Origin of the sequence: Microbacterium sp. zg-B185, from assembly GCF_030246885.1 — a bacterium.
GTDB lineage: Bacteria > Actinomycetota > Actinomycetes > Actinomycetales > Microbacteriaceae > Microbacterium.
In genome coordinates this window covers 335,112-356,806 of record NZ_CP126739.1, presented here as the reverse complement: position 1 = coordinate 356,806, position 21,695 = coordinate 335,112, and the positions used below count along the sequence as shown (strand labels likewise).

The 21,695-nt window shown below is 68.7% G+C and carries 22 protein-coding genes; 4 read left to right on the top strand and 18 right to left on the bottom strand.

Features of this window, described 5'->3' with window-relative positions:
* The first annotated feature begins 110 nt into the window (after window positions 1-110).
* On the top strand, window positions 111-281 hold the full coding sequence (locus QNO12_RS01665; RefSeq protein WP_257503249.1) for a CsbD family protein: 171 nt from the start codon (window positions 111-113) through the stop codon (window positions 279-281).
* Window positions 282-361: 80 nt separating this feature from the next.
* On the opposite strand, the gene QNO12_RS01660 is transcribed toward QNO12_RS01665, so the two are convergent.
* The 3 genes from QNO12_RS01660 to QNO12_RS01650 form a co-directional block, all read right to left on the bottom strand.
* Window positions 362-880, bottom strand: coding sequence for a flavin reductase family protein (locus QNO12_RS01660; protein WP_257503224.1), 519 nt, complete (start codon window positions 878-880; stop codon window positions 362-364).
* A complete protein-coding gene (locus QNO12_RS01655) occupies window positions 877-2,088 on the bottom strand; it encodes an acyl-CoA dehydrogenase family protein (RefSeq protein WP_257503223.1) in 1,212 nt (403 codons plus the stop codon). The genes QNO12_RS01660 and QNO12_RS01655 overlap by 4 nt, the downstream gene beginning before the upstream one ends.
* Before the next feature lie 121 nt (window positions 2,089-2,209).
* Entirely contained in the window at window positions 2,210-3,154 is a 945-nt protein-coding gene (locus tag QNO12_RS01650) for a LysR family transcriptional regulator (protein ID WP_257503222.1), read from the bottom strand.
* A 145-nt stretch (window positions 3,155-3,299) separates the two neighbouring features.
* Here QNO12_RS01650 and QNO12_RS01645 point away from each other — a divergent pair, with 145 nt between their 5' ends.
* Entirely contained in the window at window positions 3,300-4,571 is a 1,272-nt protein-coding gene (locus QNO12_RS01645) for an ABC transporter substrate-binding protein (RefSeq protein WP_257503221.1), read from the top strand.
* A gap of 210 nt (window positions 4,572-4,781) precedes the next feature.
* On the opposite strand, the gene QNO12_RS01640 is transcribed toward QNO12_RS01645, so the two are convergent.
* The 9 genes from QNO12_RS01640 to QNO12_RS01600 form a co-directional block, all read right to left on the bottom strand.
* Complete coding sequence (locus QNO12_RS01640; protein WP_257503220.1) at window positions 4,782-5,636, bottom strand: TIGR03620 family F420-dependent LLM class oxidoreductase; 855 nt, start codon at window positions 5,634-5,636, stop codon at window positions 4,782-4,784.
* Between the two features lie 78 nt (window positions 5,637-5,714).
* Window positions 5,715-5,891: a hypothetical protein gene (locus tag QNO12_RS01635; protein WP_257503219.1), complete on the bottom strand. Its 177-nt coding sequence runs from the start codon at window positions 5,889-5,891 to the stop codon at window positions 5,715-5,717.
* 520 nt (window positions 5,892-6,411) lie between these two features.
* Window positions 6,412-7,143, bottom strand: a complete 732-nt coding sequence (locus QNO12_RS01630) for a tyrosine-protein phosphatase (RefSeq protein ID WP_257503218.1) — start codon at window positions 7,141-7,143, stop codon at window positions 6,412-6,414.
* Window positions 7,144-7,196: 53 nt separating this feature from the next.
* Entirely contained in the window at window positions 7,197-7,961 is a 765-nt protein-coding gene (locus QNO12_RS01625; protein WP_257503217.1) for an ABC transporter permease, read from the bottom strand.
* The gene (locus QNO12_RS01620; RefSeq protein ID WP_257503216.1) at window positions 7,958-8,773 is read right to left on the bottom strand and encodes an ABC transporter ATP-binding protein; all 816 of its coding nucleotides are present in this window, start codon (window positions 8,771-8,773) and stop codon (window positions 7,958-7,960) included. Before QNO12_RS01620 ends, QNO12_RS01625 begins: the two co-directional genes overlap by 4 nt.
* Entirely contained in the window at window positions 8,770-9,138 is a 369-nt protein-coding gene (locus QNO12_RS01615; protein WP_257503215.1) for a DUF1048 domain-containing protein, read from the bottom strand. Before QNO12_RS01615 ends, QNO12_RS01620 begins: the two co-directional genes overlap by 4 nt.
* A 1-nt stretch (window position 9,139) precedes the next feature.
* Window positions 9,140-9,469 carry a PadR family transcriptional regulator gene (locus tag QNO12_RS01610; protein ID WP_257503214.1) on the bottom strand — a complete coding sequence of 110 codons (330 nt, stop codon included), beginning with the start codon at window positions 9,467-9,469 and terminating at the stop codon, window positions 9,140-9,142.
* A 348-nt stretch (window positions 9,470-9,817) separates the two neighbouring features.
* The gene (locus QNO12_RS01605) at window positions 9,818-10,927 is read right to left on the bottom strand and encodes an NAD(P)-dependent alcohol dehydrogenase (protein ID WP_257503213.1); all 1,110 of its coding nucleotides are present in this window, start codon (window positions 10,925-10,927) and stop codon (window positions 9,818-9,820) included.
* A 127-nt stretch (window positions 10,928-11,054) separates the two neighbouring features.
* On the bottom strand, window positions 11,055-11,876 hold the full coding sequence (locus QNO12_RS01600) for an alpha/beta fold hydrolase (RefSeq protein WP_257503212.1): 822 nt from the start codon (window positions 11,874-11,876) through the stop codon (window positions 11,055-11,057).
* A 240-nt stretch (window positions 11,877-12,116) separates the two neighbouring features.
* Between QNO12_RS01600 and QNO12_RS01595 the strand changes: the two genes are divergently transcribed.
* Window positions 12,117-12,776: a response regulator transcription factor gene (locus QNO12_RS01595; protein ID WP_257503211.1), complete on the top strand. Its 660-nt coding sequence runs from the start codon at window positions 12,117-12,119 to the stop codon at window positions 12,774-12,776.
* A gap of 126 nt (window positions 12,777-12,902) precedes the next feature.
* Here QNO12_RS01595 and QNO12_RS01590 read toward each other — a convergent pair whose 3' ends face one another.
* From QNO12_RS01590 to QNO12_RS01580, 3 genes are all read right to left on the bottom strand, one after another.
* Window positions 12,903-13,955: a PAS domain-containing sensor histidine kinase gene (locus QNO12_RS01590; protein ID WP_257503210.1), complete on the bottom strand. Its 1,053-nt coding sequence runs from the start codon at window positions 13,953-13,955 to the stop codon at window positions 12,903-12,905.
* A gap of 70 nt (window positions 13,956-14,025) precedes the next feature.
* Window positions 14,026-14,955 carry an LLM class flavin-dependent oxidoreductase gene (locus QNO12_RS01585; protein WP_257503209.1) on the bottom strand — a complete coding sequence of 310 codons (930 nt, stop codon included), beginning with the start codon at window positions 14,953-14,955 and terminating at the stop codon, window positions 14,026-14,028.
* A complete protein-coding gene (locus tag QNO12_RS01580) occupies window positions 14,952-16,856 on the bottom strand; it encodes an FAD-binding oxidoreductase (protein WP_257503208.1) in 1,905 nt (634 codons plus the stop codon). The genes QNO12_RS01585 and QNO12_RS01580 overlap by 4 nt, the downstream gene beginning before the upstream one ends.
* Window positions 16,857-16,934: 78 nt before the next feature.
* Between QNO12_RS01580 and QNO12_RS01575 the strand changes: the two genes are divergently transcribed.
* Window positions 16,935-17,606: an NADPH-dependent F420 reductase gene (locus tag QNO12_RS01575; RefSeq protein ID WP_257503207.1), complete on the top strand. Its 672-nt coding sequence runs from the start codon at window positions 16,935-16,937 to the stop codon at window positions 17,604-17,606.
* A 47-nt stretch (window positions 17,607-17,653) separates the two neighbouring features.
* Here QNO12_RS01575 and QNO12_RS01570 read toward each other — a convergent pair whose 3' ends face one another.
* The 3 genes from QNO12_RS01570 to QNO12_RS01560 all read right to left on the bottom strand — a co-directional run bounded on the left by QNO12_RS01570 (window position 17,654) and on the right by QNO12_RS01560 (window position 21,677).
* Complete coding sequence (locus QNO12_RS01570; protein ID WP_257503206.1) at window positions 17,654-18,181, bottom strand: MarR family winged helix-turn-helix transcriptional regulator; 528 nt, start codon at window positions 18,179-18,181, stop codon at window positions 17,654-17,656.
* A gap of 112 nt (window positions 18,182-18,293) precedes the next feature.
* The gene (locus tag QNO12_RS01565; RefSeq protein ID WP_257503205.1) at window positions 18,294-19,469 is read right to left on the bottom strand and encodes an alcohol dehydrogenase catalytic domain-containing protein; all 1,176 of its coding nucleotides are present in this window, start codon (window positions 19,467-19,469) and stop codon (window positions 18,294-18,296) included.
* A 165-nt stretch (window positions 19,470-19,634) separates the two neighbouring features.
* Entirely contained in the window at window positions 19,635-21,677 is a 2,043-nt protein-coding gene (locus QNO12_RS01560) for a vWA domain-containing protein (protein WP_257503204.1), read from the bottom strand.
* Window positions 21,678-21,695 lie beyond the last annotated feature (18 nt).

Genomic DNA, 21,695 nt, shown 5'->3' with positions numbered 1-21,695 from the left:
ACTCGGATAGCACAGCCGACCGTCGTGCGCGAGCCCCCTTTCCCCCGCGCGCCGGCGACGTACCGTGGAAGGCACGGGAGACACCCGGATTTCGCATGGAAGGAATCGCAATGGGACTCGACGACAAGATCAAGAACGCGGCCGAAGACGTGGCCGGCAAGGCCAAAGAGGCTGTCGGCAAGGGAACGAACGACGAAAGCCTTGAGCGCGAAGGCGAAGCCGACCAGACGAAGGCCAACTTCAAGAAGGCCGGCGAGAACGTCAAGGACGCGTTCAAGTAGACCGTCTCGATGAGGGAACCCCCCGCGCCGTCCGGCCGGGGGGTTCTCTCGTGCGAGGTCCTCGCCGCCGTCTCCCGGTCTCAGCCGGCGAGCCGAGCCGGGTCCGCGAGGGAGTGGATCCCGATGCGGTGCCAGGCGCGGTTGCGGTAGACCAGCCCGTCGTCGTCGACCGATCGGTCCGAGACGCTCGCGTCCACGGCCTCGGCGACGAACACCGTCGAACCACCCGCATCGATACGGTGGATGATCCGGGCACGGAGCCAGACCCCGGCTTCGGCGAAGACCGGTTCGCCGGTGGGCAGCCGGCTCCAGCGGGTCTCGTCCTCGAACCGGTCCACGCCGCTTGCGGCGCCCAGCATGGCCAGATCCAGATTCCCCGCGGTGAGCAGGTGGATGATCACCGCATCCGCCCGCTTGAGCACGTCGGCACTCGACGAGATCACCGAGATCGAGAACATCACCAGCGGAGGCTCGGCACTGACCGCGGACACCGAAGATGCGGTGAGTGCGACCTGCGTGCCACCCACGTTCGCGGTGATCAGGGCGACGCCGCTCGGATGCAGCCGGAACGCCGACTTGAACTCGTCTGGAGCGATCATGACTGCGAGGCGAGGAAGCGGACGGCCGCCTGCCGCCAGTTCAGTGTGACGTGGTGGGAGATCATCTCGATGTCGCGTTTGGCTCGGGATACCGGATGGGCGGCGTTTCCGGCCCTCGCGCCCACGAGCGAGAAGATCTGCTGCACGGCGCGCAACGAGGTGCGGGTGACCAGCGCGTTATCGCGCATCTCGCGGGCTACGTCGGACTCGGCCGATTCCACGCGCTGCCGCGCGCGCTCGGAGGCTTCCAGGCTGCGCCTCTCGACCAGCAACCGCGCCATCTCGATGTCACCCTGCGCCTGGGCGAACTCACTGGCGACGTAGTCCTGATCGGCCAAGCGCACGGTTCCGCCCAGGGCGCTGGCGACCCTCGTGCTGGTGCCGGCGGTCTCCGCGAAATGCTCGGCTGCGCCCCACGCTGCACCGACCGCGCAGCTGGCGAACGGGAAACGGCCGTTCGACGGCCAGGTCGCCCACATCGTCTCGAACGTCGGGTGCAGTGAACGGCGCTCCTTGAGCTTGCGAACGGTGTCCTTGGTCGCCTGCACTCGATGCTCGGGCACGAAGACGTCCTCGACGGCCATGCTCCGGCTGCCGGTGCCACGCATGCCGGTGGGGAACCAGTCGTCGATCGTGACGGTCTCCTCCCTCGGCACGATGAACATGTGGCCCTCGCCGTCATCGCCCACAGGAGCGTTGAAGATCAGCCACTCGGAGAAATCGGAGCCGCTGCAGAACCCCCACTGCCCGGTCAGGCGGTAACCGCCGGGTACCCGCGTAGCAGTGGCCTTGGGGTTGAGGTTGGTGTTGCCCGCCAGCGTCGCGTACGTGTCCGTGCCCCAGATCTCATCCTGGACCTCTTCGGGGTAGGCGACGATCGCCATGTTGTCCGAACTCAGGATGGAGAAGATCCAGGCGGTGGAGGCGCACCCGCGCGCCAGCGTCATCGCGATCCTGGCGTGCTCGTGCTCGCTGAGTTCGAGACCGCCGTACTTCTTCGGCTTGAGCACGTGGAAGAAGCCCGCGTCGCCGAGTCGGCGGTAGGTGTCCTGGTGGATCCGGCGTTCGCTGTCGACCTCCGCCGCCCGATCGCGCAGCATCGGGATCATCCCCTCCGCTGCGATCAGCAGGTCATCGGGTGTGAGCGTCGTCGGGGGCGCGGGGCGTACGCCGGTCCGGTCTTCGATGTCGACAGTGTGGGTGTCCATTGCAGTCGCCTGTCCCGCGGCGCTGAGTCGGCCGCGATCGTCGTTGATGGCACCATCCTGAGTCGGAGCGCCTTATGCGGTCAAACGAATGAATCTGCGGAACATACACACTTCACTCGTATTAGTCGGGCCCGGGATAATGCCGACGTACCAGGTCGGCCAGAGCCCGGACCCGGGAGGAGACCTCCACGCCGCGCGACCGCGCGAGAACGACCGGCACTGCCGGGGGCGGCGGCGTGATCTCCCTCTCGACGATCGGCAGACCCTCGTAGCTGAGCTTGTTCGCCGGCCGTTGGACCAGGACGGCGTAGTCGGTGGTGGATCTGGCAACGAGCGACCGCGTCAGTTCGAACGCATGCGTGCGGTGCCGGATGTTCGGCGTCAGACCCCGCGCCTCGAAGACGGACATCGCATAGCGCGTGCTGGGCTCCTGGTCGTACAGCACCAGGGGAAGCTCGGCGACCTCTTCGAGCCGAACCGTCTCGCGGGCCGCGAGCGGGTGACGCTCACCGAACAGTGCGTATCCGCGCGCCTCGTACAGCGTGAACCGGTCGAGCCCATCCATTCCGCCCACGTCGTACATGATCGCGGCGTCGATGGCACCGGTGACGAGGGCCTCCTGGAGCTCATCCTGCGCACCGACCACGAAGTCCACGGTCACGCGCGGATGCAGCTTCTCGTACTCGTCCAGCAGTCGCGGCAGGACGGTCGGGGCCAGAGTGGCGAAGCAGCCGACCACGAGCGGGCCGACCAGCTCGCTTCCCCCACCCCCGACGGCGTAGCTGAGCTCCGCGGCATCCTCGAGCAGTCGTTTCGCGCGAGCGAAGATGAGACGTCCGGTGGATGTCAGGCTCACGCCCTGCGCTCGTCGACGGACGCAGAGTTCGGCACCGAGCACGCGCTCGAGTTCGGTGATGGACGCGGAGATCGCCGACGGCGAGTAGCTGAGCCGCTTGGCGGCACCGCTGATGGTTCCGTCCTCAGCGGCGGCCACGAAGTTGGCCAGCTGGCGCAGCGTCAGCTCACCGCGGACGACGCTGCCATCCATGTCCGTCAGAGGTTCCATCCCGCCACACTAAACCACACCTCAGGCGCTCTTCTTCATCGATTTGTTTCGTTTGACCGAACAACACGCTGCCCGCAGGATGGGCCAGGGTCGGACGAGACCGCGACCAGCGCAGGTCGCGGCAGACACAGGAGGCACTGCAGCCATGAACATCACCCCCACGAGACGACGGGTCACTGCGCTCGTCGCCACCGTCGGCATCCTCACGCTCGGGCTCACCGGGTGCGCCCGGGCCGGAACCGCCGCAACCGGGACCGAGGACGGTCCCGTCGCGTCTCCCGGCATCACCGACACGACGCTCCTGCTGGGATCGACCTCTCCGCTCACGGGCGGTGCTGCCGGCGTCGGCAACTGCGCAGTGGACGGTGCCATTGCCTACTTCGAAGCGCGAAACGCCGACGGCGGCATCACGTTCGGCGATGGCAAGACCCGCACGGTCGAGTTCAAGGCCTATGACGACGGCTACGACCCGCAGAAGTCGCTCACCAACTTCCAGCAGATGGTCAGTGACGGCGTCTTCGCGGCCGCGCTGAGCCTGGGCACACCCACGAACCGGTCCTGGCGCGAGGCAGCGATCGCTGAAGAAGTTCCGCAGGTCCTTCTGCAGACCGGAGACCCCCTGTTCAGCGATCGCGAGGAGAGCCCCTGGCAGATCGGTCTGCTTCCGGTGTATCAGCAGGAAGGCGAGGCTTTCGGCGAACTGCTCGCTTCATCCCCGGACACGCACAAGGTCGCCATCCTGTACCAGAACGATGACTACGGGCACGGCTACGTCGAGGGCCTGAAGACGGCGCTGGAAGGCGCGGACAACGTTGAGATCGTCAAGGAGGTCTCGTACGAGGCGACCGACATGGACGTCTCCGCGCAGATCACCGAGCTCGCCAGCAGCGGCGCTGACATCTTCTACAACGCGATGTCCTCTCTTGCGCCCCTCGTGCTGGGCTCCCTTCAGCGCGCAGATGCGCTGGGGTGGCACCCGAGCTGGTTCCTGCCCTCGACGACGTCCAGTCCGAGCGTCTACCTCACGCCGTCGGGCGTCGCCGACCGGTTCCCGGCCATCTACACGACCGCGTCGTCCCTGAACGCCGGCTCCCCGGCCTTCCAGGAGAGCCCGGACGGAAAGGCGTTCCTCGCCGCGATCGACGAGTACACCAACCAGGACGGCATCCCCGGATTCCCGCAGTGCGTGTGGAGCTGGATCGGCGCGTCGATCCTCGAGGAAGCCTTCACGAAGATGGAAGAGCCGACCCGGGAGAGCTTCCGCGAAGCGCTGCTCTCCATCGAAGGATTCGAAGCGCCGTTCCTCCTGCCCGGCGGGAAGATCGACACCACGAGGGACGGACGTCCGGCGATGAGCGACCTCAACGTCATGGCGTTCAACGGCACCGGATTCGCTCCGGTGGAGGCGCTTCAGTAACCCGCTCCACGGCTCGCCCCCACCGGGCGTGGCGCGCATGTGTCTGGACCGTCGTGATGACTGCGACGGTCCAGACTCGTGTGCACGGGTGCTCGCCGCAGACGCCGCCCTCTGGGGCCTGCGCTGCACTCCGTCGTCGGGCTCGGCTACCGCTGAGGGCGAGCGGATGCTTCCCATCCGTCGTGGGCGCGGACCCCCTGCCCCGCTCGTTCAGCGCAGACCGAGCTCGCCGGCCAGCGATGTCAGGGCGGCCATCGGGTCGTCCTGAGCGGGCAGCATCTGAACACAGACGTGGTCGGCTCCGGCATCCAGGTGGGAATGCACGGCTGCCGCAAGAACCGCCGGGGCGCCGTGGGGCACGAGGGCGTCGACCGCTTCGTCGGTCGCCCCGTCATCCAGGTCCGCCGCAGTGAATCCGTGGCTCTCCAGGGTGCGGCGGTAGTTCGACAGCGAGAGATAGCGGGACAGGAACGTGCGCGCCGCCGCGCGAGCCGCCTCGACATCGGTGTTCGCGATGAGTCGCTGCTCGGGTGCGACCAGGGCGTCGGGTCCGACGATCCCGCGCGCGAACCGCGTGTGCGTCGCGGTCGTCATGTAGGGATGGGTGCCGGCGGAGCGGGCCGCCGCGAGCTCCAGCGTCCGGGGCCCCAGTGCCGAGATCACGCGCCGGTCGACGGGCACGCCTTCCGCGTCGAGGGTGTCCAGGTACGCCACCAGCGCCGCATAGGGCTTCTGGTACCGGTCCCCGAGTGCCTCGCGGTGACCGATACCGATCCCCAGCGTGAACCTGCCCGGGTGCGCCTTCTCGAGCCGGTGGAAGGATGCCGCGACCTCGACGGCGGGCGACTTCCAGATGTTGACGATGCCGGTGGCGATCCTGAGGTGGCCGGTCGCGTCGAGCAGCGTTTCCGCCACGGCGAGGTCCGCATCCGGAGAGCCGCCGATCCACACCGTGCCGTAGCCGAGCCGCTCGATGGCGGCGGCCAGCTCCGGCGTGAGCAGCGGGCCGCTACGCCAGACTCCGACTCGACCGTACGTTCGTTTCGTGGGCGAAGACGTTGTCATGGGGACTCCAGGGTCAGAAGGCGGAGACCCGGGAGTGGGCCCTGCTCGACCGTACCAACCGGTCGGCCCCCGCTCTCATCACTCCGAGGGAGCCTGCTCGTCCTCTTCGGGTTCGAAGGTGGACGGTTCCCCCGTGACGCCGACGCCCACGCCGTCGGGTGAGTTGGGGATGGTTCCATCCTCACCGAGACCGTCCGGCTTGCGGGTGGCCTCGTCGTCTTCGGCGTTCGAGGCGTTCTCGAGATCGCGGTCCATGTCATCGTCTCCCTCTGTCGGGCAGAGAAGCCCTGGATCTCAACCGTACGCAGGAGGCACGGGTTTCTGTGAGCGGTTGACAAGCGAAGTGACGGATGCTGGTCGGCAGGTCGCGCGCGGCACGCAGGTCGCTCGCGCCGGCGCGCCGCCCGCGCTGGGCACCTACACCGAGGGCGCGGGGTGCCCGTATGTGAAGAAGCTCGACGACACTCGATCTCGAGGTGCTCCGCCGCCTTACCGCGATCGCGTGGTCACGCGCCGACGACCCGGAACCGGCCGCGTAACCACACCCCAGCCCAGCCCGCTCCGTCCCGCGCCGCCGGCCGCCCCTGCCCCGCCCCGCCGCGCCCGGCGGGGCCCGCCCACCGGCCCGCCCCGCCAGGCCCGGCCCGGCCCTGCGCGGGCGCGCCGCTCCTGCTCGCCCGTCACGAATCGCGGCGAGCCCCGGCGTGTCGTGACAGGCGAGCGGACGACGCGGACGGAGTGGGCGACGCGAATGGAGCGGACGGCGGGCTTCCGGTCATCGTCGGTCCAGGCTCGCGTGCAGCCGCCTGACGACGACGTCGTCGACGCCGATCTCGCTCAGGTAGGCGCGCAGGCCGCCCCGTTCCTCCTTCACGATCCGCAGCGCGTCCCGCAGCGCGGAGGCCGGGGACCCGGCGAGCACCTCGAACAGCTGGTCGGTGAACGACACCCCGAACCGGCGGGCCTTGCGCACCATCTGGTCCGTCCAGGCACCGGCGAGATTGGATGCGCTCGATTCGAAATCCGCCGTCACGGTATCGGCGTCCACGCCGAGCGCGAGGAGGATCAGCGCGATGACGATCCCGGTGCGGTCCTTGCCGGCGGTGCAGTGGACGACCACCGGTCCGTCGGCGTCGGCGATCGCCCGGATGGCGGCACCGACCTGCGCGCCCTCCTGGAGGAGGATCGTCCGATACACCGCGGCGAGGGTGATCGTCGCCGGATCGATCCGGCCGCCGACTCCCCGGATCGGGATGGAGAGATACTCCGCCCCGACACCGCGGAGGCGGTCCCTGCCGGTCAGCCGCCGGTCGAGCCGCGATCTCAGGTCGATGACCCGGCTGATCCGCATGCCCGCAAGCTGACGGCGTCCGGCCGCGGTGAGCCGGTGCAGCGCATCCGAGCGGTAGAGCCGGCCCTCACGCAGCAGACCCGGCGACACTTCGCGGAAGTTGAACGTCCCGTCGACGCTCAGCCGCGTCGGCCTCGGCATCCGATCGGGGATCACACCTGCACCCTATCCGGCCGCCTGCGGGATGCGACCGCAGCCGGCCGCGGCGGCTAGCGGATCCTGCGCCGGTAGATCGCCATCGCGGCGAGGTACGCGACGATCAGGATGCCGAGGCACCACGCGATCGCCACCCAGATGCCTGCGCCGACCGGCTGTCCGGCGAAGATGTCCCGGACGGCGTCGACGATGGGCGTGACCGGCTGGTTCTCAGCGAACCATGCGACCGGAGCAGGCATCGTGTCGGTGGGGACGAAGGCCGAGCTGATGAACGGCAGGAAGATCAGCGGATACGAGAATGCGCTCGCGCCGTCTACGGTCTTGGCGGAGAGCCCCGCGATCACCGCGATCCAGGTGAGCGCCAGGGTGAACAGGATCAGGATTCCGGCGACCGCGAGCCAGCCCAGCACGCTCGTTCCGGTGCGGAACCCGAGCAGGAGAGCGACGCCGACGACGATCGCCAGCGAGACGAGGTTGGCCACCAGCGACGTCAGCACGTGAGCCCACAGCGAACTGGATCGTGCGACCGGCATGGACTGGAAGCGCTCGAAGATGCCGCCCTGCAGGTCCAGGAACAGCCGATAGGCCGTGTATGCGATCCCCGAGGCGATCGTGATCAGCAGGATGCCGGGCAGCATGTAGTCGATGTACGAGGACGATCCGGTGTCTACCGCGCCGCCGAAGACGAAGACGAACAGCAGCATGAGGGCCACCGGGGTGACCGCGGTCGTGACGATCGTGTCGGGGCTGCGCAGGATGTGGCGCAGCGACCGCCCCGTCAGGACGGTGGTGTCGCCGATGAAGTGGCTGGTGGTCATGATGGCTCCTTCCCGATCGAGCCCGGACCACGGACTGCGTCGGCTCCGACGCCGGCTCCGTCCGCGGCGGTCAAAGTGAGGAATACCTCCTCGAGGCTCGGCTGCTTCTCGACGTACTCGACCTTCGCCGGCGGCAGCAGTCGCTTCAGCTCAGCGAGCGTGCCGTTCACCAGAATCCGTCCCTCGTGCAGGATCGCGATGCGATCGGCGAGCTGCTCGGCCTCGTCGAGGTACTGCGTGGTCAGCAGGACGGTGGTTCCCCTGCGCGCGAGTTGCCGCACCGTCTGCCAGACCTCGATGCGCGCCTGGGGGTCCAGTCCCGTGGTGGGCTCGTCGAGGAAGATGACCTTCGGGTCTCCGATGAGACTCATCGCGATATCGAGTCGGCGCCGCATGCCCCCCGAGTACGTCGCGGCTTTCCGGCTGCCGGCGTCGGCCAGCGAGAATCGGGTGAGCAGGTCATCGGCGATCCTGCCGGGTGTCTTCAGGTGTCGTAACCGCGCGACGAGGATGAGGTTCTCGCGTCCGGTCAGGACCTCATCGACGGCCGCGAACTGGCCGGTGAGGCTGATCGACTCCCGCACGCTCTGAGGTCGCGTCGCGACGTCGAACCCGTTCACGTGTGCGGAGCCCGCGTCCGCAGCGAGCAGGGTGGACAGAATGCGCACGATCGTCGTCTTGCCTGCGCCGTTCGAGCCGAGGAGGGCGAAGATGGCACCGGGCTGCACGTCGAAGTCGACGCCGCGCAGCACGTGCACGTCCTTGAACGACTTCTGCAGACCCGTCACCCGGATCGCAGGTTCGGGGGTCATTTCCGTTGCGCTCCCTCCGCATCATCGATCGCCTTGGTCAGGCGGCCGCGTTCCTTGTCGAGCCATTGCTTGCCTGCGTACGCCTGCGCGAAGGCCTCGGCGAATTCGACCGGGTCGTCGCCCACGATGTCCCGCACCGGCGTGCCGTCGACGGCCGCGCGCTCCCACAGGTCCGCGAGATCGCCGAGCATCATCACGAGCGTGTCGCCGTCGGTGATGCCGCCGGCGACCAACAGGTAGCGGTGCATCGCCTTGGCCGCCGCGGCATAGGGCTCAGCGAGGCCCTCGATCCGGGATTTGTCCTGCCGGTATTTCTTCTTCTGCTCCAGTGAGCCGGTCAAGGTCTCGATCCACTTGGCGACCATGTCACTTCTCTCCTTCGTGGAGCTGTTCGATCCGTCCTGCGAGGAAGCTCCATGTCCTCCAGAACTCGTCCAGCTGGCGGCGCCCGTGCGCGTTGATCGAGTACACCTTGCGCGGGGGTCCCTTTTCGGAGGGGACCTTCTCGACGTCCACGAATCCGCGTTGCTCGATGCGAACGAGCAACGCGTAGATCGTTCCTTCGACCAGCTCCGTGAAGCCCTGCTCGCGAAGCCGCGCCGTGATCTCGTATCCGTACGCGGGGCGCACCGCCAGGATGGCGAGCACGATGCCTTCGAGGGTGCCTTTGAGCATCTCCGTCATCTGGCTGCCCATCGCGGACCGTCCGATCTACTCTGTGTTGCTGGGTACCGGTAGACAGTAACACTGACTACCGGTAGATAGCAACACTTATTACCGGCGGAGGTGAGCCGGATCGGATTGGGGCGCTGCCGATCCGCGCGACGGCGCACCGTATCGCGACCACTCTTCGAAGGGCTGCGACGGCCGCGCCCCGGTCAGGGCTGCGCGATGCTCGCACCCAGCTCCGCACCCCACGCACGCGCGCGCTCCGGCTAGCGTCCGGCACGCCGGCGCGCACCCCGTCCCGCGGCATCCGTGCGCCGGGCGGACGTGCGCCGACCTGCACCGCACCGCCCGACCGAGGATCCCCGCTGCGGCGAGCTAGGCGAAGGTGAGCACCGGTTTGACGACCACGCCGGACTCGCTGTCGTGGAACGCCTGACCGATCTGCCCGAACGGGTAGGACCGGATGAGCTTGTCGAACGGGAATTCCCCCGCCAGGTAGAGCTCGATCAGCTCGGGGATGAACAGCTGCGGGATCGCCCCGCCCTCCACGACCGCCGTGACCCGAATGGCGCGGGCGACCGCGAGCGCGAGGTTGACCGGCGCGTTCGCTTCCGGGTTGGCCGCCGCAAGCAGGATCGCGTGACCACGGTGCCCCAGCGACTGGAACATCGCATCCACGACACCCGCGTTGCCGGTCGTGTCGATGGCGTAGTCGACCCCGGACCCGCTGATCTTCGCCAGAGTGTCGACGGTGTCCTCGGAGCGAGGATTGACGGTGTGCGTGGCCCCCAGCTCGCGCGCCAGTTCGAGCCGCTCATCCACCATGTCGACCGCGACGATGGTTCGCACACGAGCGACCCGCGCCGCCATCAGCGCGGACATGCCGACCGCCCCGGCGCCGAACACGACGAGCGTGCTGTCCGTTCGGGGCTGGAGCACGTTCAGCACGGTGCCGGCCCCGGTCTGCACCCCACAGCCGAGGGGCGCGAGGATCTCCAGCGGTACGTCCGCGCGGACCTTCACGACGCCGCGCGCCGGCACGTTCGCGTGGGTGGCGAACGCGGACTGACCGAAGAAGTGCGAATTGACCGGTTCCCCTGCCTCATCCGTCAGAGACGTGGTCTGATCGGGGCGCCCTCCGGCGAAGTTCTGGTCGTACGAGTCCGCGCAGAAGGAGGGGCGGCCGCTCAGGCAGTCCACGCAGACGCCGCAGCTGGCGACCGTGAGTACGACGTGATCGCCCGGTGCGAGATGCGTGATGCCGTCGCCGACGCGCTCGATCACCCCCGCACCCTCATGACCCAGGACGATGGGGAACGTCGTGGGGATCCACCCGTCCCGGACAGCCATGTCGGTGTGGCAGACGCCCGTCGCGAGCATGCGCACCTGCACCTCACCGGCTCGCGGATCATCCAGAGTCAGCTGCTCGAGCTCGAACTCGTCATGAAGCCCGCGCGTGACGGCTGCGGTGATCGATGAGGACAACGGGGTCCATCCTTTCGTTTGGGCAGCCCGACGCCGCGAGTGAGTTCCGGTGACACTCGTGCCAACACTGGACGAAGCCGCTCTCCATCCTGCCCCGGTCTTCGTCGGCGGGGCAAGAAGAAGGGAGTCAGTCCCTGATGAACCTCAGCAGATCCTCATCGAGCTCCTTCTGATACTCGCCCCAGATGCCGTGCGAGGCGCCCTCATACTCCTTGAGCGTTCCGTCTCGGACCAGCGTGATGGCTTTTCGGGCGGCGTCGTGGATCGGAACGATCTGGTCCTCTGTGCCGTGGGCGATGAAGATGGGCACGGCGAGCATCTTCAGGTCCTCGGTCAGATCGGTTTCCGAGAACGCCTTCACGCACTCGTACGCCGCCGTGAGACCGGCCATCTGGCTCTGCCGCCAGAAGTCGTACACGAGTCCCTTGGATTCGGCCACACCGGGCCGGTTGAATCCGTAGAACGGCAGAGCCAGCTCGAACCAGAATTGGGATCGATCGGCGAGGATGCTGGCGCGGATCTGGTCGAACGCCTCGATGGGGGTGCCTTCGGGATTGGCTTCCGACTTGACCATGATCGGCGGAATCGCCCCTGCGGTGAACACCTTGCGCACTCGCCCGTCGGCGTACTTCGCGGCGAACCGGACCGCCTCACCGCCACCGGTGGAATGACCGACGGCGACGGCGTCCTGCAGGTCCAGCGCCGTCGCCAGCTCGCCGAGGTCGCGCGCGTAGGTCTCGATGTCGTTGCCGGTGGAGGTCTGCATGGACCGGCCGTGCCCACGCCGATCGTGTGCGATCGCGCGGAACCCGGCGTCGGTGACGACCTTGAGCTCGAGCTGCCAGGCATCCGAGCTCAACGGCCAGCCGTGGCTGAAGATGACCGGGCGTCCGCTGCCCTGGTCGGTGTAGTAGATCTGCGTCCCGTCGGACGTGGTGAAGTACGGCATTGTCGTTTCCTTTCTGGGGTCTTTCGATGGATGAGCGGTGGTGGCGAATCGTCGGTCACCCCACCGCGACCGCGTCGGCTGCTTCGGCGATGAGGTCGCTCATGCCCACACTTTCGCGGTTCCCTCCCCGCCCGACAATGGCGGTGCCACCACACCTCGGCGCGGGCAAACCCCACAGTTTTCGCCGCCCGATCCCGACCAGAGCGACCACCGATCGCCGCCGTCTCATATGATGCGCGGGTGGGGACCCCGATCAGCGTGGTTGTCGGCGAAGATCAGCCGCTGGTGCGCGAAGGCATCGTGCGCATCCTCGAGCACTCCGGGTTCGAGGTTGTGGGTACTGCCGTCGATGCGCCCGAACTGATCGGCCTGGCCCGGGCACTGCGGCCGGCGGTGGTCCTCACCGACATTCAGATGCCCCCCGATTTCAGCGACGACGGTCTTCGCGCGGCGCTCGAACTGCGGCGGTCCGATCCGGGCATCGGGGTGGTCCTGTTGACCCAATTCCTGGACGGGCAATATGCCGAAGACCTGCTCTCGGAGCGCGCGGACGGCGTCGGGTACCTGCTGAAGGAGAAGCTGGCGAGCCCTGATCTGCTGACGGATGCGTTGCGACGCGTGGCGGCCGGCGGCACCGCGCTGGATCCCGATGTCGTGGCCAGCCTGGTCAACCGGCGACGCGCGGGGCAACCGTTGGACAAGCTGACTCCGCGTGAACGAGACGTTCTCGCCCTCATGGCGCAGGGGCATTCCAACGCACGGATCGCCGAACTGCTGTTCGTGACCGTGGCCGGTGTCGAGCGCCACATCACGGGCATCTTCGCCAAGCTCGATCTTCCGCAGAATGCTCCCACGCAGCACCGGAGGGTGCTTGCCGTGCTCAGGTTCCTGCGGAGCTGAACACACCGGACAGGTCGACGGCGACCCGCCGGAACCCGGCATCGTCGTCGACGATCAGAACGCGGGGTGGCGGCGGCTCAGCACGCCCTCCGCGGGGGGACGGACGATGGGCGAACCCCACAGTCCTCACCCCGTGGGCAACCGGATGACAACCGCCGTTCCGGCTCCCCGCGGAGAGTCGATCCGAACCGAGCCGCCGATCGCCGCGACGCGATCGACCACGCCGACCAGGCCGGTGCCCTCCGAATCGAACGTCGCGCCACCGACACCGTCATCGCGGACCTGGAGTACGAGATCTTCGCCCTCCTCGGCCAGAGCGACCGTGATGCGTGATGCGTGAGCGTGCTTGACCGCATTGGTCAGCAGTTCCGACACGACGAAGTAGCCGCAGCTTTCCACGAGGGCATCGAAGCGCCGCACCAGCGCATCCTCGATGTGGACCGGGACCTCGCTCCTGGCCGCGACTGCAGACAGGGCCGCGCTCAGTCCCCGGCTCGTCAGGATCGCCGGATGGATGCCCGCCGCCAGCGATCTGAGCTCATCGATCGCGGCCTGAGCGTCGGCGGCCGCGCGCTCGATCAGCCCGCGCTGGCCGTCCAGGCCGGCGGGCAGGTTCTCGAGCGCAAGGCGCAGGCCGATCAGCAGGCTGACGAGCCGCTGCTGCGCGCCGTCGTGCAGATCCCGGACCAGCCGGCGCCGGACCGCGAATGTGGCGTCCAGGATGCGGCGCTGCGCCTCCCGAGCGTGGACCTCGCGAATCACGGAGGCGTCGCGCTCGCGAGCTGCATGCTCGTTCTCCCGCCGTTCTGTCGTATCGCTGAACGCCAGCACGGCCCCGCGTCCTGACGGGAGGTCGATGGGCGCGGACCACCAGGCGATCGGGAACATCGTCCCGTCCCTGCGCGTGAACCATTCCTCGTCACCGTGGACGGTGGTGCCGCGTTCCCGGGGAACCAGCATCGGGCAGTCCGCCGCCCGGTAGGCGGAACCGTCCCGATGCTGGTAGTGGACCGTCTCGTGACTCTGTCGGCCGAGGAGTTCCTCGGCCTCCGCATAGCCCAGTACAGCGACGGCGGCCGGGTTGGCGAACAAGATGTATCCGTCGTGGTCCACGACCCACACCGGTTGGGGCACGTCTGCGAGCACCTTCGCGAGGAATTGCTGAGCTCCAGACTCCACGGGGGCACGCTAACAGCGAATGAGCCGGCCGGGAACGGATTCGCGGGTGCGGATCGCGACGCGGGAATCGTCAGGACGGCACGCTCGAGGTTGGATGCCGCGGGACGAGCCGTTCCCGCTCGATCGCTTCGCGGACGGCGGGTGCGACGTCCTGACCGAATCGCTGCAGGAGCACGGGGTCGTCGCCGCCGATGATGAACGCGCTGATTCCGTCGGCGAGCGCAAGTTCGGTCAGCTGGTCGGTCCACTCGCGCGCAGTGCCTTGCAACAGTCCTCGGCCGGCGGGCGACATCCCGACCCGCATGAAGTTCATCAGGCGCCGCACGTCCCGCGGGGATCTGCCGGCCCGAAGCGCGCTGTCGTCGATCCGCGCGTTGCCGGCCGCGATCCCGGCGCGCCCACCGTCGACGTACTCGATGGTCGGAAGCCAGCCGTCCGCGAGCGCGCCGGTCAGCGTCAGCATGCGCGGCTTGTATGCCCCGACCCAGACGGGGATGGGGTGGGCCGGCCGGGGTCCGCGCTGGCCGTTCATGACGGGATAGTACGCACCGTCGCGGGTGAGCGGCTCGTCCATGTTCGCCCACGAGTCGCGGATGAGACCGATCGCCTCGCGCAGCGCGTCGACACCCTGCCCGGGTGTCAGCGTGCGCCCGCCCATCCGCGCAATCCCATCCCAGAACGCCCCCGCGCCGATCCCCAGTGCGAAGCGACCCTTGGAGAGCACGTCCAGGGTCGCGGCGGCGCGGGCCAATTCCAGCGGCGGCCGCAGCGGAAGGCTTGCCACGTTGGCGGCGAGGTGGATGCGGCGGGTCCGTGAAGCCACGAAGGCGAGCAGCGTCGAGGTGTCGAGGAACGACTGCTGGTAGGGGTGGTCCTGGAATGTCGCAAGGTCCAGACCTGCCTGCTCGGCGGCGATCGCCATGTCGACGGCGTGGTTCGCCGGTTGCGAGGTCGGCGTGATGAACGCACCGAAGCGGAGATCGTGCCCGTAGTCGGTCATGCTGCACTCCCTGACGCCACGTCCGCGGCGACGGACGGGGCGTCCTCGGCGGCCGGCGCGATGTTGAAGTTGTCACGGAAGAGATTCGTCGGGTCGTACCTGCGCTTGAGGGAGCGAAGGCGATCCAGGACGGGAGGAGGGAACGCCTCGTCGAGCCGCTCCGGGCTGCGATCGGTCTCGAAGCTCAGGTACAGGCCGTCGAAGTGGTGACCCAGCTCGCGCCATCGTGCCGACAGCCGGTCATCGCTGGAACTCATCGCCGCGACCTGAAAGGCCGGTGACCGGTGCGAGAAGGCGGTCTCGTGCGGGGAGACGTCGGCGATCGCGCCCCCCATGGTGCGCAGCTCGAAGAAGTAGACCAGACCGCTGCGCAGCAACTCGGCCGCGTCGCGCGCGAACTCGCCGGTGAGCGAGGGAAGGAACGCCGACCGCGAGACGGGCTCGCCGAATCCATGCTGGCCCTCCGGCCCGACCTCGGCCGCATTGCCCATCACGCCGGCGTAGGGGGTCATGACCACGTGCTGCCGCACGAGCATCCCCAGCTCGGTGAACGGCATGAGCCGATCCACGACGACGTCCGGGTCGGGGTCGTCCACGACGCCGTACAGGGATATGACGAACTGATCCGCTTCACGCGGCCGGCCGGTGACCAGGAAGACCGTCGTATCGCGGGGCGCGTCGGCGGCGATCTGCCCGAAGCGCCGCAGGGACGCCTCCAGGTCGTCGGTGACCAGGCTGAGCTGGGCCCACCCGACCTCGCCGACCTCGGATGCTTCGAACTCGAATGCCGTGGCGATGCCGAAGTTCGCGCCGGCGCCGCGGACTGCCCAGAACAGATCGCTGTTCTCGGTCTCGGTGGCGCGGACCGGCGTGCCGTCGGCCAGCACGAGCTCCACTGCCCGGAGGCGGTCGATGGTGAGGCCGTGCTTGCGCGAGAGCAGCCCGATCCCGCCCGCTGTCGCGAGCCCGCCGACTCCCACGCCGCCGTAATCCCCGGACCCCAGCGCCCAGCCGTGCGGCGAGAGCGTCTGCGCCACGCGCTGCCACGTCGCGCCCGGTCCGAGGCGCACCCGCCGGGTCCGGCGATCGATGATCTGGATCGCGTCCAGTCCCCCGACGTCGATGATCAGGCCGCCACGGTTCGTCGAGCGGCCGCTGATGCCGTGACCGGCGCTGCGGATGCCGAGCGCGACGCCGGTGTGCTCGCGCGCGAACGCGACCGCGTCGACCACTTCGGCCACTGTCTGAGGACGCAGAACCAGGCCCGGAGCCCCACCGCGCAGGTAGGTCGATGAGACACTGGCGTAGGCGTCGTCGCCGGGCTCCACAGCCGTCGGAGCCAAAGACGCCGGGACGGCGTCGTAGTCGATTCCGGGCACGCGGGCCGCCAAGGACTCCGCGGACCGGGGGGCCGGTGGCGAAGGAACGTCGCGCAGCTGTTCGGCGAGAGCGACCGCTCTATCGAGATCGGCCGCGTTCTCGACGGGGAGGATCGGGATGCCGCGTACGGCCAGTGCCCTCAGTCCAGCCGCGTCCGGTCGCGGTGGCGCGACCACCCAGGCGGTGGCGCTGCTCAGCACGCGCCCCGGCGCCAGCGACTCCAGACTCTGTTCGGCCTTGGTGGTCACGGATCTGAGCTCCGTCACCGCGAACGCCGGTGTGCTCGCTCCGAATGCGGCACCGGGGGCGGCGGCGGGCACGATGCCCACGCGCAGTCGTTCGGTGCGCGCGGCGATCCACGCCGCGATCGTCCAGGGACTCCATGGCTCGCCCGCGTCTTCGTGGCGCGCTGATCGGCGCACCACGGCGACGCCGACCCCGCGTCGATCGGCCTCCAGCGCCAACTCCATCAGATCGTCGGGATGCCGCCGACCCGCCTCCAGCAGAATGCCCAGTTCCATGAGAACCCCTCACCGCAATGCATCGATTGCAGTACAAACCGTATGCTCTACATATTATTCCCATCGCGAGGAGTCGAGATGAGTGGGGCAGGCGCCGCCACGCCACGCCCGGTCGTGGGGATTCTGGGGTTCGGCAAGCTGGGCATGGTGTTGGCGCGATCGGCCGAGCACGCTGGGCACCGCGTCCTCGCCGCAGCATCCGGTGATCCCATCCGCCTCCGGATGATGCGGGACGCTCTGGCACCCGGCGTCGAGATCGGCTGGGCGCAGGAGGTCGCCGAGCGTGCGGACATCGTGATCCTGGCGCTGCCGTTCTCCGCGTACCGCGAACTGCCGGCGACGGCGCTGGCGGGCAAGGTCGTCGTGGACGCGACCAACCACTGGCCCGAGGTCGACGGACCCAGGGAGCTCTACGCCACAGCCGCCGACTCGACGAGCGAAGTCCTGCAGCGGGAACTGCCCGCCTCGATCATCGTCAAAGCCTTCAACCACATCGGCTACCACGACCTGGAACCGCCGCGCTGGCCGGTGGGCGACCCGCGCCGGACGGCGATCGCCATCGCCGGCGATGACCGACAGGCGACGGCGGCGGTGGCGGCGCTGGTTCAGGCGATGGGGTTCGCACCGCTCGAGGTCGGCCGCCTTGCCGGCGGGAGAGTGCTCGAACCCGGGTCACGAGCCTTCGGAGCATCCCTCCCCGAGCGGGATCTCCGCCGCCTCCTGGCGATGCCTCCCGGGCCGGCAGGATGACCCACGCCGCGCGCCAGGCCGGTCTTCCCCCCGGCGATCGCACCGGCTCAGCGGACGGTCGCGCCCTCTCCGGCGGGTTCTGCAAGAACGTCGCGGACCGCCAGGCACGGATCGAGCTGAGGCTGGGCGGAGTGGATCGACATGGCGAGATTCCCCGCCTGCCGCAGGAATTCCGCGCGCACGCTGTCGTCGACACTGTCGAAGACGGCGTCCTCGGCTGTGCGCACCTCACGCTCCGCCCGCTCCAGCGCCATCCTGCCGTCGTCGGTGATCACGATCCGCCGGACCCGGCGGTCGGAGGGGTCGACCCGGCGCTCGACGAGGCCCGCGTCGACGAGCGCGTCGATGACATACGGCATCACCGTCTTGTCGATGCTGAGGTGGCGGGCCAGCCCACTCTGCGTCGGAGGATCGTTGTGGCCCACCACGGAGAGAATCTGGAACCCGCGCAGGCCTTGCGGTATGCCGTCCACGGCGGCTGCCACGTGCTGATGCCAGTCGCGCAGGATCACGCCGAGCACCCACCCGAGGTCGGCGCCGGGAGTCGCCGCGGCCAGCGCAGTCGCGTCCGTCATGGCACGATCGTACGCCACCGATTGCCGGTCATATCGTTTGCGCAGCATCCGATCAGATCCCGCTGCGCTCATTCCCGATCCGGAGGGTTCCGCTTCTGCCTGCGGACCCGAATCAGGGCCGCAGTACGACTTTGATGCAGCCGTCTTCCTTCTTCTGGAAGATCTCGTACAGCGCGGGGGCCTCCTCCAGCGGCCGCTCGTGCGTGGTCAGATCCATGACTCCCAGCGGGTCGGCCGGGTCCTCCACGAGCGGGACCAGATCATCCATCCACCTCTTCACGTTGCACTGTCCCATCCGCAGGGTGACCTGCTTGTCGAACATCGTCTTCATGGGGAGGATGTCCGCGTCGCCCGCGTAGACGCCGCTGATCGAGACCGTTCCGCCGCGCCGGACGACATCGATCGACGCGTGCAGCGCCGCCAGCCGGTCCACGCCCGCGTTCTCCATCAGCACTCGCGCCGCCGGATCCGGGAGCAGCCCGATCGCGTCCTGCGCGATCTTGACGCCGGTGTTGCCGTGCGCTTCCATTCCCACGGCGTCGACCACCGAGTCCACGCCGCGGCCGTCGGTCAGATCGCGCAGCTCCTGGACCGTGTCGTCGGTCAGCTCGAACACCTCGGCGCCGTGACGCGCCGCCATCTCGCGTCGGTCCGCTTCGGGGTCCACGGCGAGCACGCGGTATCCGAGGTGCACGCCGACGCGAGCCACGAACTGCCCGACCGGGCCGAGGCCCATCACGGCAAGGGTGCCACCGGCGGGCACGTCGGCGTACTGCACGCCCTGCCAGGCGGTGGGCAGGATGTCGCTGAGGAACAGGTAGCGCTGGTCGGGCAGCTCGCTGCCGATGGGAATGTGGTTGTAATCGGCCAGCGGGACCCGCAGGTACTCCGCCTGCCCTCCCGGTATCTGGCCGTAGAGCTTCGTGTACCCGAAGAGCGCGGCGCCGCTGCCGTATTTCCTGACCTGGGTGGTCTCGCACTGCGACTGGAGGCCGTGCGTGCACATGAAGCACAGCCCGCACGAGATGTTGAAGGGGACCACGACACGGTCACCCACCGCCAGGCGCGTGATCTCACTGCCGACGGCGACGACCTCTCCCATGGACTCATGGCCGAGGATGTCGCCGGGATCGATGAACGGTCCGAACAGCTCGTAGAGATGAAGGTCGGATCCGCAGATGGCGGTTGACGTGATCTTGACGATCGCATCGGTCCCGTATTCGATCCGCGGATCTTCGACATCGTCGACGCTGACCTTGCGCTTGCCCTGCCAGGTGAGTGCTCGCATGATCGCCTTTCCGGGTGTACTCGGGCGAGTCGGACCCACCGTCCACGTTGACGCTCGATCCGGCTTGGCGCGACCCCTTGCCTTTCCGCGGAGCCGAGGCGAGAATCGCGGGCGCGGGCGTCGGGCCTCATCGGCCGGGGCGTGGCGGATCGGTCTCCCGCCCGGTCACCACCAGGATCTGCCGCGGAGCAGGTCCCCGAAGTCCTCGGGCGAACCTCGTCCGGTATCGCGGGAGCCGAGATAGCTCTCCACGACGGCTCGTCCGAGATCGTCGAGCTCGGGCGCGACCACCTGTCCGCCCACCCGACGCGCGAGAGCGTCGATGAACCGAGCGAGGCCGGGGTCATCCCCCAGTCGGAAGAACGTCGTCTGAGCGCCGAGGCGTCGCGCCATGTCCAGTTCGCGCACGGTGAGGGCCACCGTGCGCTGTCCGGGCGGGTAGCCGAAGTGCACCGAGCCGTTCGGGTCCAGGTGCGACGTCGGCTCACCGTCGGTGACGATGAGCAGCACGGGCTGGGCGGTGGGGTTGCGCCGGAAGTGCCGCTGGGCCAGAAGCAGCGCATGGTGAAGGTTCGTGCCCTTGTCCCAGACCGCGTCCTTCGCCGTCAGTTGTTCGATGTCGATCACCTCCGCCTCCCGGGCGAAGGCGATCAGCTGCAGGCTGTCGCCGCGGAAGCGGCTGGAGATGAGCTGGTGCAGGGCCAGCGCGGTGCGCTTCATCGGCACCCATCGTCCGTCCATCGCCATGGAGAACGAGGTGTCCACGAGCAGCGCGACGGCAGCCTGCGTACGTTCCTCCGTTTCGACCACCTCGACGTCGCGCGTCTCCAGCCGCACTCCGGTCGACGCGTCCCCGCCGTCGGTGACCGTCCGCAGCACGGCGTTGGACACCGTGCGCGGGATGTCCCACGGCTCGGTGTCGCCGAACGCCCATTCCCGGGTGGAGCCGGTGCGGTCGCCGGCCGCGCCGACGTTGCGCGTCTCGCGAGCCCCGCTCCGTCCGGACTGACGGGTGGCGATGTCGCGCAACAGGGCACGGCCGAGCTGACGCATGGCGCGCGGTGTGAGGCGCAGCGCTCCATCCGAGGCGCGACGCAGCATCCCGGATTCGTTCAGCTCCCGTTCCAGGTCGCGCAGGGCGCGCGCGCTGACGGCGGCATCCTCACCGACGAGGCGGGCGAGCGCGTCCACGTCGATGTCGTCCATGCGGGCGCCGGGGTAAGACTGGCCCAGTTGATCCGACAGGGAATCCAGATCGGCGAGCTCCTGCATGATCCCGGTGGCTTCGCCGAGGCCGGCGGCCTCATCGCCCGAGAAGGATGCCGAACCGTCCCAATCCTGGCTGGGTCGGAGGGAACGCAGATTCTCGTCCAGGCGCGACAGCGACTGCATGAGATCCGGCGACCCGAACGCCTGGGCGGCCAGGTCCATCAGTTCTTCACGCTGCTCCGGAGTCATCGAGTTGAGCATCCGCTGCGCGGCGGCCGACCGCTCCGCGAGGCCATCCATCAACTCGTCCAGGTTCTGCGGGTTCTCCGGAAAGTACTCGCCGTGCTTGCGCATGAACTCGTCGAAGTCCTCTGCGGTGTCGTCCCCGAGCCGGCGCTTTTCGAGCAGGTCGTTGAGGTCGCCGAGCATCCGGCGGATCGCTTCGCGGTCGGCGTCGGTGGCGCTCTGCATGGCGTCCTTCATGCCCGCGAACCGCTGGTCCAGCAGTTCGCGGCCGAGCAGCTCTTTGATCCGCTCGTAGTCGGAGCGCGCGGCGGGACTGCGCCACTGGTAGTCGGACAGTTCGTTCACCGCCGCCGCGGTGCTGGGCGGCAGGTTCTCCAGCCGCATCTCGGCGAAGGATCGGGCGTCATCGTCCATCTCGACGTCGCGGACGAGGTGCTTGCGCTCCTCGAGCACGGCGTGGTCCAGGAGCTGTCGCACTTCGTCCAGTGTTCCGTCCAGCCGATGGCGGCGCACCAATTCTGCGCGGCGCTCGCGAGCGCGCCGGGCCAGGTCGTCAAGACCCTGCTGGTCGCGGCTGCCGCGGCGCAGGTACTCGCGCATCGCGCGTTCGGCCGACGTGCCGGACATCACATCGTGCCCGATCGCCTCGAGTGCCTCCTGCACGGGGACCGGCGGGGCAAGCGGGTCCGGCCCGCCGGAGTAGCGTCCGTACCGGTTGGTGTGCGCCGGCGCGCGGTGGAATCCGCGCACCATCAGCGTCGGCTCCCGTGC